The following is a 12,450-nucleotide window of genomic DNA, read 5'->3' on the forward strand; positions in this document are numbered from 1 at the left end:
CTGTCGAACTTAGAGTCAGCCGGTCTCGCCGGCTGCACCCGCCCCTCCTGCGTCGTGGGTCTCCACGGGCTCCTCGACCACGCTATAGCTGGGGTCGACCATCCACATCGGCCGATTCCCGCTCTGCCGGGCCTTGCCGGTGACGCGCAGCAGTTGGCCGGGCGCAATGTCGTCGCCGCCGCGTCCCGGACGGAACCTGATGCGTACCTCTCCGCTGTCGTCGCCGAGCACGATCCACCGGAACGTCCCGCGGCGCTTGGCGATGTCCTCGACCTCGGTGACCCGCCCCTCGACAGTGGCCCGCTGGCCGGGGATCAGCCCGGCCACCGTGATCACCGAGGACGACGAGGCCGGATGTTCGTAATTCTCGACGCGCCGGTCCTCACCCTGGGAGATCCACGCCTCGAGCTTGTCGATCTCGCGGGCGATGCGCTGTTCGAAGCGCTCGGGGTAGGCATCCTTGATCCGGGACTGCACGTCGTAGGGCACGATGGTGGCCGCCGCGTCGGGGATGAGGCTGACGGCTCGGGCGATCTTGTCCGCGGTGCGGTCGTGCAGCAACCGCCCCAGCAGCGGCGCATAGGTCCGACGCGGCAGCAGCACCGTCACGTTGGTGTCGGGACTTTCTTTGCTCGACTTCGCGACCAGCAGCTGGGCGGCGCGGTTGACGCGCCGGTCCGGACAGTCCACCAACCGCAGCCGGGTGTCGAGTTCGAAGTCTTCCCAACGCTTTCGGAGCTGAGCGGCATGGATCGCGTCGACCATGAAGTGCACCGCGATCAGCTCGTCGGCCCGCAGCCCTTTTCCGTACCGCAGCGCTTCGAGCACGGCCAGGTCGACGGAGTTCACGAAGATGAACACCCGGTGCCGCGCATACTTGACCAGCTCGGGCCGGTCGGTGCGGAACATCTCGAGAATGGCGGCCTCGGCCCGGTATTCACGGTTGAGCCGGATGAGCATGAACACCAGCAGCGGGAAGACGATCACCACCAGCCACGCACCCTCGGTGAACTTGGCGACCGCGAAGATGCCGACCACGACCGTCGACAGGATCCCCGCCGAGAGGTTGATCGCCAACCGACGCCGCCAACCCGGTTCCCGTTCTCGCAGATGGTGTTTGGTCATCCCGTAACCGGCCATCGAGAATCCGGTGAACACGCCGATCGCGTAGAACGGGACCAGCGCGTTGACCGATCCGCCGGTCGTCACCAGCAGCACCACCGAAAGCCCGGTCAGCGCGATGATGCCGTTGGAATACACCAACCGGTGCCCGCGCTTCATCAGCTGCCGGGGCAGGAACCGGTCCTCGGCAACGAAACTGGCCAGTGCCGGGAAGCCGTTGAAACTGGTGTTGGCGCCGGTGAACAGAATGGCCGCCGTCGACGCCTGGACCAGGAAGAAGCACACGTCGCCCACGGCGCCGTGGCCGAATACCGCGCGTCCGATCTGGGAGAGCACCGAAGGGTATTCGGAGAGGTACGGCGTGGCGTGGGTGGCATAGGCGAGGTAGGCAACACCAGCCAGCAGGAAACCCAGGATGCAGGCCATGGCGGTGAGCACCCGACGGGCATTGCGCCCCTGCGGTTTCTGGAACACCTCGACGGTGTTGGAGATGGCTTCGACACCGGTCAGCGACGAACCGCCGTTGGCGAACGCGCGCAGCAATACCAGGATCGTCGCGCCCATCACCAGACCGTCGCCGTGCTGCACCGGCACCGCTCCGCTCAGATGCTGCGCGTCGTAGGTCGGCAGACCCCAGACGAGATGCCGCACAACGCCGGTCACGATGGTGGCGGCGATCATGAGGATGAACAGATAGGTCGCCGCCGCGAACGGTTTGCCCGCCTCCCGCATGCCGCGCAGATTCAGATAGCAGATCAGCAGGACCACGCCGATGGTGATCTCCAGGCTGAACGGGCCCAGCTTCGGCAATGCCGACACCACGGCCACCGTGCCGGCCGCGGACTGCACCGCCACCGTCACCACATAGTCGATCAGCAGCGCCGCGGCGGACACCTGGGCGACCTTCGGCCCGAAGTTGTCCCGCGCGACGATGTAGGAGCCACCGGCCCGGGTGTAGGCCATCACCACCTGCCGGTATGACGCGGCCACCAGCACCAGGATCAACAGGATGACCCCGGTGATCGGCAGCAGCAACGCGAACGCTGCCAGCCCGGCCTGCGGCAGCAGTTCGATCAGGATCTGCTCGGGGCCGTAGGCTGTCGACGAGATCGCATCCGGGGACAGCGCGCCGAGGGCGACGGGATTGGACAACCGCTCGTTGTTCAGCTCCTCGGTGATCAGCGGCTTGCCGAGGAACACCCGTTTGACGATGTCGCTCAACGTCAGCGGGATCCGCAGCTTGCCGACCGAATCGTCTGCCGCATCTGTCACAGGTTGCATTCTGCCGTCCCGGGGACCAGGACCGAAGAGGCGACGCGCCCCGGACGAGCAGGGGAAACTAGCGCAGGCGGGCGACCGCGGCGTCGATGCGCTCGTCGGTGGCGGTCAGCGCGATGCGCACGTGCCCGGCACCGGCGGGACCGTAGAAGTCACCGGGGGCCACCAGGATGCCGCGCTCAGCGAGCCAGGCGACGGTTTCGTGGCATCCCTCTCCCCGGCCGGCCCACAGGTACAACCCGGCTTCGGAGTGGTCGATGGTGAAACCGGCAGAACGCAGCGCCGGCAGCAGCGCCGCCCGCCGCTGCGCATACCGCTCCCGCTGCAGCTTCTCGTGGTCGTCGTCGTCCAGGGCGGCCACCATGGCGGCCTGCACCGGGGTCGGCACGATCATCCCGGCGTGTTTGCGCACCGCCAGCAGCTCGGCCACCACCGCGGCGTCCCCGGCGACGAAGCCGGCCCGGTAACCCGCCAGCGACGAAGTCTTCGACAGCGAATGCACCGCGAGCAACCCGGTATGGTCGCCGTCGGACACCGACGGATGCAGCACCGACAGCGGCTCGGCCGCCCAGGCCAGGCCCAGATAACACTCGTCGGAAGCCACCAGCACGCCGCGCTCGCGGGCCCAACCGACCACCTTGCGCAGGTGCTCGACGCCCAGCACCCAGCCCGTCGGGTTACTCGGCGAGTTCAGGTACACCAGCGCCGGGGTCTGCGGGCCCAGCTGGGTCAGCGAATCCGCGCGCACGATCTGCGTCCCGGCCAGCCGCGCACCCACGTCGTAGGTCGGATAGGCGAGCTCGGGCACCACGACCGTGTGCGAGGCGCCTAAGCCGAGCAACGTCGGCAGCCAGGCGATGAGTTCTTTGGTGCCGATCACCGGCAGTACCGCCGATTCGGCGAGGCCGGTGACACCGTAGCGACGCGCCAATGCCGACACCGCGGCCTGCCGCAGTTGCGGCGTACCGGCGGTGGCGGGGTAACCCGACGCCGAGCTCGCGGCGGCCAGCGCCTCCTGGATCAGCGGCGCGACCGGATCCACCGGCGTGCCGACCGACAGGTCGACGAGGCCATCCGGGTGGGCGGCCGCGACGGCCTTCGGGCCGGCCAGGGTGTCCCACGGGAACTCCGGCAAGGACGCCGACACGGTCTGCCGGCGGTGCACCGGCGCGTTCAGTCCTCGCCCTGCGGGGGCAGATCCTTGACCGCTTGCGGGTCGTTCTCGGTCAGGCCGACCTTGGCCGCACCGCCCGGCGATCCGAGCTCCTCGAAGAAGTCGGCGTTGATCTGCGTGTACTGCCCCCACTGTTCGGGCACGTCGTCTTCGTAGTAAATCGCCTCGACGGGGCAGACCGGTTCGCAGGCACCGCAGTCGACGCATTCATCGGGGTGGATATAGAGCATCCGGGCACCCTCGTAGATGCAGTCGACCGGGCACTCCTCAATGCACGCCTTGTCTTTGATGTCGGTGCAGGGCTGGGCAATCACGTAAGTCACGGACGTCTCCTCAACGTGTCCTCCATGAACATATGGGCTGCATTTCGCCTCACCCAAGGGGCTTCTAGGTGAGCGTTCGGTTACTGATACTAGACGTTGCACATACACCCGGCGAAAGGGCACGCCCGTAACTGTGTCCAGTCGGTGCCTCGGTGGTCTGTGACAATGGCCGGGTGACCGTTGGGCGAGTGCTGCGGTGGTTCAGGACCGCGCCGCGGCAGCCACGCCACCTGCCCGAAGGCGTCGCACCCCGGCGCTGCGTCCAGGTCGCGAAACTGATCCTCCCGGGTTCAGCGGGCGCCCGCCGATGACCCCGTATCCGCACTTGCTGTCCCCGCTGGACCTCGGTTGCACCACCCTGCGCAACCGGGTGGTGATGGGGTCGATGCACACCGGGTTGGAAGACCGAGCCCACCACATCGACCGGTTGGCCGCGTATTTCGCCGAACGCGCCCGCGGCGGCGTCGGATTGATCATCACCGGCGGTTACGCCCCCAACCGCACCGGGTGGCTGCTGCCGTTCGCCGCCGACCTGACCAGCTCGCGCCAGGCCCGACGGCATCGCCGGGTCACCGGCGCAGTGCACGACGAGGGCGGCAAGATCCTGCTGCAGATCTTGCACGCCGGACGCTATGCCTACCACCCGCTTTCGGCGAGCGCGTCGTCAATCAAGGCCCCCATCAACCCGTTTCGCCCACGCGCGCTCACCGGCCGCGGCGTGGAGTCGACCATCGCGGATTTCGTGCGGTGTGCGGAGCTGGCCCGCGAAGCCGGCTATGACGGTGTCGAAATCATGGGCAGCGAAGGCTATCTGGTCAACCAGTTCCTGGCCCCGCGCACCAATGAACGCACCGATTCCTGGGGCGGCTCGCCGGCCAACCGGCGCCGGTTCCCGGTCGAGATCGTGCGGCGCACCCGCGCCGCCGTCGGCGACGACTTCGTCATCTGCTACCGGATGTCGATGGCCGACTATGTCGAAGACGGCCAGAGCTGGGACGAAATCGTCGCGCTGGCAACCGGCGTCGAAGCCGCCGGCGCCACCATCATCAACTCCGGGTTCGGGTGGCACGAGGCGCGGGTGCCGACGATCGTCACCTCGGTGCCCAACAGCGCATTCGTGGACATCAGCAGCGCCCTGGCCGAACACGTGGGTATTCCGGTGGTTGCGTCCAATCGGATCAACATGCCGCAATCCGCCGAGCAGATCCTGGCCGACACCCAGGTTCAGCTGATTTCAATGGCGCGGCCGCTGCTGGCGGATCCGGAGTGGGTGCGCAAGGCAGCGGCCGACCGGCCCGCAGAGATCAACACCTGCATCGCCTGCAACCAGGCCTGTCTGGACCACGCGTTCGCCCACCAGACGGTGTCCTGCCTGCTCAATCCACGCGCCGGACACGAGACCACACTGGTGCTGGAGCCGGCCCGCCACACCCGCACCGTGGCCGTCGTCGGCGCCGGACCCGCCGGACTGGCCGCCGCGGTCGCCGCTGCCCAGCGCGGACACCGGGTGACGCTGTTCGACGCCAACGAGTTCATCGGCGGCCAGTTCGACCTGGCGCGGCGCATCCCGGGCAAGGAGGAGTTCAGCCACACCATCCGGTACTTCTCGACGATGCTGGCCAAGCTCGGCGTCGAGGTCCAGCTGAGCACCCGGGTGGGCGCCGCAGATCTCGTCGACCACGAGTCTGTCGTCCTGGCCACCGGCGTGACTCCCCGCGTGCCCGCCATCCCCGGCATCGACCATCCCAAGGTGCTGACCTACGCCGAGGCGATCACCGGCGTCAAAGCAGTGGGAAAGACGGTGGCCGTCATCGGCGCCGGCGGCATCGGCTTCGACGTCAGCGAACTGCTCACCACCGACCGGTCGCCGACGCTGAACCTCAAAGAGTGGCGGGCCGAATGGGGGGTGGCCGATCCGCAGGAAGCCCGGGGCGCCCTGACCACTCCCCTGCCCGCGCCGGCGGTCCGCCAGGTGTACCTGCTGCAGCGCACGAAGGGCCGGCAGGGTAAGCGGCTGGGCAAGACCACCGGCTGGGTGCACCGCGCGTCGCTGCAGGCCAAGGGCGTGCAGCAACTCTCCGGAGTGAACTACGAGCGGATCAGCGACGACGGCCTGCACATCAGCTTCGGTACGGACCGGCAGCGCCCGCAGGTGCTCGCGGTGGACCACGTGGTGCTGTGTGCCGGGCAGGAATCGGTGCGCAACCTGGCTGACGACCTGCGCAGCCGCGGCGTGGATCCGCACATCATCGGTGGTGCGGCGGTGGCGGCGGAGTTGGATGCCAAGCGAGCGATCAGACAGGGCACCGAGCTCGCGGCCAGGCTGTGAAAAACCTTTGAAGCCGGCTCATCGAGCATCCGTCATCCGGCAGTTTCGCCCTCGGCGAAACTTCCGCCAGTACGGCTCTGACCTGCGGATAGTTACGTTCGGCGGGACTATTGCGATAGAAACTTCGATAAGAGCAAGCCCAGCGAGCCTGGTAGCCTTGACCGAAGACGGCAACCGCTGGGCAGATGTCGTCGCCGTCGTGTCGGCGGTGCAATAGTTGGGGAAGGTGTCCGAAAAATGTTGTCGTTTACTAAAGCAGCTGTGGTTGCCGGGGGCTTGGCAGTGTCGCTGGGTCTTGGCGCAGGGGTCGCGTCGGCAGATCCGCTGGATGCGGCCGTCAACTCGACCTGTAACTACGGGCAGGTCATGGCCGCGCTGAACGCGCAGGACCCGGGTGCCGCCGCGCAGCTCACCGCGTCGCCGATGGCCATGGGCTGGCTGAACTCGTTCCTGGCCTCGCCGCCGGCCAAGCGTCGTTCGATGGCTCAGCAGATTCAGGCCATGCCGGGCGCCGCGCAGTACGTGGGACTCGTCGAGTCCGTCGCAGTCTCCTGCAACAACTACTGAGTAACCTCTGATCCGCGAGCGTAACGCTGCGGGGTCCCTCGAGGATTCCGCCGGCGTTACGCTCGCGGTCTTTTAGGCTGCCAGTGACGCATAGGTCGTCGTGCGCTGACGTGCGGGACGACCAATGCCCTCGGCTATCGCCACCAACTCAGCGACCGTTTTGGCCGAGCCGTGCTCAGAGCCGGCCATCCGGGAGATCGTCTCCTCCATCAGCGTGCCGCCCAGATCGTTGGCGCCGCCGTTGAGCATGGCCTGGGTGCGTTCGACCCCGAGCTTCACCCAACTGGTCTGAATGTGCGAGATGCGACCGTGCAGCATGATCCGCGCCAAGGCGTGCACCGCGCGGTTGTCGCGGTGCGTGGGCCCGGGCCGCGCCGCCCCCGCCAAGTACAGCGGTGAGTTCTGGTGCACGAATGGTAGCGGCACGAATTCGGTGAAACCGCCGGTGCGGTCCTGAATCCCGCGCAGCACGTTGAGGTGGCCTATCCAGTGCTTGGGGCTGTCGACGTGCCCGTACATCATGGTCGACGACGACCGCAGACCCACCTCGTGCGCGGTCGTCACGATCTCGATCCACAACGACGTCGGCAGCTTGCCCTTGGTCAGCACCCAGCGCACCTCGTCGTCCAGGATCTCTGCCGCCGTGCCGGGAATCGTGTCCAACCCGGCCTCGCGCAGACTGATCAACCACTCGCGGATGCTGAGCCCGCTCTTGGTCACCCCGTTGGCGATTTCCATCGGCGAGAACGCGTGCACATGCATCGACGGCACCCGGGCTTTGACCGCGCGCACCAGATCGGCGTAACCGGTCACCGGCAACTCGGGGTCGATGCCGCCCTGCATGCAGATCTCGGTGGCGCCGGCGGCATGCGCCTCCCACGCGCGGTCGGCCACTTCCTCCGCCGACAGCGAGTAGGCGTCGGCGTCACCCTTGCGCTGAGCGAAGGCACAGAACCGGCAGCCCGTGTAGCAGATATTGGTGAAATTGATGTTGCGGTTGACCACAAACGTCACGTCGTCTCCCACCACCTCCCGGCGCAATGAATCCGCCAGCGCGGCAACCGCTTCCAGCGCCGGACCGTCAGCTGTCGCCAATGCCAGGTACTCGGCGTCGGTGCACTCTCCCGGAGCGCGCTCCGCCGAACGCAACGCCGCGAGCACGTCGGTGTCCAGGCGCTCTGGCGCTCTGGCGCCCTGCGCGGCCAGCTCGTGCACCCGGGACCGGATGGATTCCCAATCACCGAAAGCACTTTCGAGATCGCTACGGGTCTCGGTGTTACGTCCCTCGGTGTCGATCGCGGCGCCCAGGTCCACCCGGCCGGCCGAGGCCACCTCGTCGGGCTCCTGCCACGGCAGCCCCACCGGGGTGACGTCGCGGGCCAGGCCCGTCGTCGGATCGGCAAGCGCCGCAACGTGTTCGCGCACCCGCGGATCGATCCACGCCGCACCGGCCAGCACATATCTGGGTTGTGCGGTCAGTCGCTGCACCAGGTCATAGCCGGCCTGTTCGGTGACAGCGGCCAGGTCATCCAATGCGGGCCAGGGCCGTTCGGGGTTCACATGGTCAGGCGTCAGCGGCGAGACGCCACCCCAGTCGTCGACGCCGGCGGCCACCAGGGCCAGGCATTCCTCGCGCGACACCAGGTTCGGCGGCGCCTGGATACGCATGCCGGGCCCCAGCACCAGCCGGGCCACCGCCACCGTGGCCAGGTAGTCGTCGATGCCGGCGTCGGGAACCGCGGCCATCGCGGTGTGCTCCTTGGCCCGGAAGTTCTGCACGATCACCTCTTGGACGTGCCCGAACTCCTTGTGCGACTTACGGATCGCATGCAACGTGTCGGCTCGTTCGGCCAGCGTCTCGCCGATGCCCACCAGCAGACCGGTGGTGAACGGGATGGACAGGCGGCCGGCGTCGGTCAGGGCGCGCAACCGCACCGCGGGATCTTTGTCCGGACTGCCGTAGTGCGCAAGTCCTCTGGTTTCGAACAACCGGCGCGATGTCGTCTCCAGCATCATGCCCATCGACGGCGCCACCGGCTTGAGCCGCGACATCTCCGACCAGGTCATGACGCCCGGATTCAGATGCGGCAACAGCCCGGTCTCCTCCAGCACCCGGATCGCCATCGCGCGCACGTACGACAGGGTGGCGTCGTAGCCGCGTTCGGTCAGCCACTGCCGCGCCTCGGGCCAGCGGTCCTCCGGGCGGTCACCGAGGGTGAACAGCGCTTCCTTGCAGCCGAGCGCCGCGCCGCGCCGCGCCACGTCCAGAATCTCGTCGGGCTCCATGTACAAGCCCGCACCCTGGGCGCGCAGCCGCCCCGGCACGGTGACGAACGTGCAGTAGTGGCAGTTGTCCCGGCACAGGTGGGTGACCGGAATGAAAACCTTGCGCGAATAGCTGATGGGCAACCGGCCGGACGGCCCGCGCCGGCCCGCCGACTCCAGGCCGGCGTCGCGAACCCGGGCCGCGCTCGCGCACAGGTCGGCGAGGTCGTCGCCACGAGCGGTCATCGCGACCGCCGCCTCGTCGACGTTCAGGGCGACGCCGTCCCGGGCGCGCCGCAGCACCCGACGCAACGCCGAGCTGCTGGCTCTGGGCGGGACTACAGGATTGGGCAGAGCCGTGGGCTCCGGAAGGTCCGGATTCAGGGGCACGTTGGTGTAACTTCCCCGCGCGACGATTTCATCCGCACGACTCTTTCTGCGGGAAACCTGAGCATCCCTGGCGCCATACGCGCAACAGTAGCCGCAGGCCGGCCGCTCGATTCGCCGGGTTGTTCGGCCAGATGGGACAATAGTTGTCACCGACAGCGATACGATCACAGGTGGGCACCGCGCGGAAGCAGCCCCGCAAGGTAGCCGCACCGATCTCGAGTAAAGGTGAATGGGATGTCGTCGTACATGCGCGCGGCGCCGGAGGCGCTCAAGGCGGCCGCGTCCAATATCGCCGGCATCGGCACCGAGATCAGCTCGGCCAACGCCGCCGCGGCGCTGCCCACCACCGGCGTGGTGGCCGCCGCCGCCGATCAGGTCTCGGCCCAGGTCGCCGCCCTGTTCTCCTCGCACGCGCAGGGATACCAGCAGCTCAGCGCTGAGGTGACGGCGTTTCACGAAAAGTTTGTGCAGGTGTTGGGAGCAGGAGCGAACGCCTACTCCAACGCCGAGTCCAGCGCGGCGCGGACCCTGCTGAACGCGGTGAACGCGCCGGCCCAGCAATTGTTGGGACAACCGCTCGCCGCGGTGGAAAGCCTGGCCGGCCAGGCCGCGACCCGGGTGCAGAGCGTGCTGTCCGCCATCCCGGGCGCCGGCGCCGCCAACCTGTTCGGCGCGCTGGGGTTGGCGCCGACCGGCGGTCTCGGCGCCCTGACCACCGGGCTGCTGGGACCTGCCGCGGCAGCGCCCGCTGCCGTCCTCCCGGTCTCGTGGGCCACCGCGATCGAGAACCTGTACCTGGAGGTCGAGCCGTGGGTGGCCTACGGTTTCGACCTGGCCTCCTACGCGGTGGGCTGGTTGCCGTGGATCGGCATCCTGGGGCCGCAGATCAACTTCTTCTATTACCTGTTCGAGCCGATAGTGCAGAGCGGGTTGTTCAACATCCTCGACTGGCTCAGCGGCACGGTCAGCTTCAGTCAGGGTCTGAGCAATTTCTGGTCGGCCACCACGTCGTCGATCAGCCAGTTCATCAACACCGAGATCAACTGGTTCTGGAGCTTCTTCCCGCCGCTGCCGCCGCTGCCGCCCTTCCCCTGATCCACGCTTTCAGTGGCGGCGCCGCCACAACACCCACACCGGGGGTGCCACCCCGAACACGATCAACAGCAGCGCCGCATAGGCCATCACGCCCTGTCCGCCCAGGACGATGTCGCCACCCGGTCCGCCCAGACTCAGCACCGCAACCGTCAACAGCCAGGTCCACAGCGGCAAAGCGGCCAGCCGCGGCGACGTGGTCCACCGCGCCGCAGCCCACACCAGCGCACCGTTGAGCAGTCCGCTCAGCACAGCGCTCAGTGGGAATGGGACAGAGCCGATGTATAAGGGCAGCAGGAGCGCCCCGGCCAGGGCTGACAACACACCGTCGACGGCCAGCAGCGCCAACACGACAAACCGGATCGCCGGATCCGTCGCGCCCACCTCTTCGATCGAGGTGGCGCGTGGCTTGGTATCGGTCAGGTTGGGACGCTGTCGATCTGCGAGACGATCGATCCCAGCACCCACTGCAGGCTGTCGAGGCGGTCCTGCCAGTGCTGCAAGTTGGGGTCCAGGTCGGGGTCCATGTGAGTTTCCTCCGGTAAGACTCTCAAGGCTGCCTTATAAAGCCTACGTGCCCGGGCCGTTGAAGCCCAGCCCGGCCAGTAGATCCGTCTCCCAACCGCGCTCGTCGCGGCCACCCGCCGCGCCGTCAATAAGGACGTAGTGTTCGGCTGCCATGATGGGCAGCGCCAGATTGTTCGACAGTGCACAGGCCCGGCCGGTGGGGCCCACCGTCACCTGCGTGGCATGAGCGGTGAGCGCGGCGGCCTTGGCGGCCTGCGCGTCCGCGTCGGCCTCGACGACGGCGGTGACGCTCTCGTCGGGGAAACCGAACGGAGTGTCCAGCGGCGGCAGCACCCAGTCGGGGCGCAGATCGTCAGGGACCAGCGAGCGCAGTTCAGCCGCCACCGCCGCACGCGCCAGCACGGTCCAGTAGAACTTCGGCACGCTCCACGGGTCACCGGACCCGTCCGGCTTGCCGGCCTGGGCCACGGCGGCGGTACACACCGCGTGGGTACGAATGTGGTCGGGGTGTCCGTACCCGCCGTCGGGGTCGTAGGTGACGACGACGTGTGGTCGCAGCTCGCGGATCAAGGCGACCAGCTCACCTACTGCCGCCACTTCGTCGGCGTCGACGAACCGTGGGACGGTGCGGTAGCCACCGCGCGGCTCGGTGCCGGCCATGCCCGAATCGCGCCAACGTCCGGCGCCACCCAGGTAGATGGGGTCGCCGACGCCCAACGCGGCCAGGGCTTGCCGTAGTTCGCCGATGCGGTAGCCGCCGAGCTGGTCCGCGCGGTCGGCGGCCAGTTGCGCCCAGCGGTCGCCGATGACCTCGCCCTCTTCACCGAGGGTGCACGTGACGACGTGGACCTGCGCACCGCGGGCGGTGTAGTGCGCAATGGTCGCGCCGTTGCTGAGGCTCTCGTCGTCGGGATGCGCATGCACGAACAGCAGCCGCGGCTTGGACATGGACGAACCCTACCGCCGTCGGGGAAATCGCCCCGCTGCCGCCGAGAGCCCACCCGGCTGTGGCCCCGCTGCCGCCGAACGTCACGCAGCTGCGGCCCCGCTGCCGCCGAACGTCACGCGAGCGTGACGCTGGATGCCGAACGTCACGCCAGCGTGACACTGGACGCTGGCGCCCACCCAGCTGCGGTCCCTCTGCCGCCGAACGTCACGCAGCTGCGGCCCCTCTGCCGCCGAACGTCACGCCAGCGTGACGCTGGACGCTGGCGCCCACCCAGCTGCGGCCCCGCTGCCGCCGAACGTCACGCCAGCGTGACGCTGGACGCCGAACGTCACGCCAGCGTGACACTGGACGCTGCCCACCCAGCTGCGGCCCCGCTGCCGCCGAACGTCACGCCAGCGTGACGCTGGACGCCGAACGTCACGCCAGCGTGACG

Annotated in this window: 9 protein-coding genes; 3 read left to right on the forward strand and 6 right to left on the reverse strand. The window is 68.2% G+C overall.

Annotation, left to right across the window (positions count from 1 at the left end; genetic code table 11):
- Positions 1-15: 15 nt before the first annotated feature.
- The 3 genes from ACZYZ9_RS13470 to fdxA all read right to left on the reverse strand — a co-directional run bounded on the left by ACZYZ9_RS13470 (position 16) and on the right by fdxA (position 3,897).
- Positions 16-2,394, reverse strand: a complete 2,379-nt coding sequence (locus ACZYZ9_RS13470; protein WP_463826739.1) for an APC family permease — start codon at positions 2,392-2,394, stop codon at positions 16-18.
- Positions 2,395-2,461: 67 nt separating this feature from the next.
- Positions 2,462-3,547, reverse strand: a complete 1,086-nt coding sequence (gene dapC / locus ACZYZ9_RS13475; protein ID WP_463826823.1) for a succinyldiaminopimelate transaminase — start codon at positions 3,545-3,547, stop codon at positions 2,462-2,464.
- Between the two features lie 26 nt (positions 3,548-3,573).
- Positions 3,574-3,897 carry a ferredoxin gene (gene fdxA / locus ACZYZ9_RS13480; protein ID WP_463826740.1) on the reverse strand — a complete coding sequence of 108 codons (324 nt, stop codon included), beginning with the start codon at positions 3,895-3,897 and terminating at the stop codon, positions 3,574-3,576.
- 307 nt (positions 3,898-4,204) lie between these two features.
- Between fdxA and ACZYZ9_RS13485 the strand changes: the two genes are divergently transcribed.
- Complete coding sequence (locus ACZYZ9_RS13485; RefSeq protein WP_463826741.1) at positions 4,205-6,226, forward strand: 2,4-dienoyl-CoA reductase FMN-binding domain-containing protein; 2,022 nt, start codon at positions 4,205-4,207, stop codon at positions 6,224-6,226.
- Positions 6,227-6,463: 237 nt separating this feature from the next.
- On the forward strand, positions 6,464-6,793 hold the full coding sequence (locus ACZYZ9_RS13490) for a hemophore-related protein (protein ID WP_463826742.1): 330 nt from the start codon (positions 6,464-6,466) through the stop codon (positions 6,791-6,793).
- A gap of 72 nt (positions 6,794-6,865) precedes the next feature.
- Here ACZYZ9_RS13490 and ACZYZ9_RS13495 read toward each other — a convergent pair whose 3' ends face one another.
- Positions 6,866-9,442, reverse strand: coding sequence for a bifunctional FO biosynthesis protein CofGH (locus ACZYZ9_RS13495; protein ID WP_463826824.1), 2,577 nt, complete (start codon positions 9,440-9,442; stop codon positions 6,866-6,868).
- Between the two features lie 240 nt (positions 9,443-9,682).
- Between ACZYZ9_RS13495 and ACZYZ9_RS13500 the strand changes: the two genes are divergently transcribed.
- A complete protein-coding gene (locus ACZYZ9_RS13500) occupies positions 9,683-10,543 on the forward strand; it encodes a PE family protein (RefSeq protein ID WP_463826743.1) in 861 nt (286 codons plus the stop codon).
- 9 nt (positions 10,544-10,552) lie between these two features.
- Here the strand turns inward: ACZYZ9_RS13500 and ACZYZ9_RS13505 are convergent, their stop codons facing one another.
- Positions 10,553-11,008, reverse strand: a complete 456-nt coding sequence (locus ACZYZ9_RS13505) for a hypothetical protein (protein ID WP_463826744.1) — start codon at positions 11,006-11,008, stop codon at positions 10,553-10,555.
- Positions 11,009-11,110: 102 nt separating this feature from the next.
- Positions 11,111-12,016, reverse strand: a complete 906-nt coding sequence (gene mshB, locus ACZYZ9_RS13510) for an N-acetyl-1-D-myo-inositol-2-amino-2-deoxy-alpha-D-glucopyranoside deacetylase (protein ID WP_463826745.1) — start codon at positions 12,014-12,016, stop codon at positions 11,111-11,113.
- Positions 12,017-12,450 lie beyond the last annotated feature (434 nt).

The sequence above is a fragment of the Mycobacterium sp. IDUB_28 genome, from assembly GCF_055419285.1.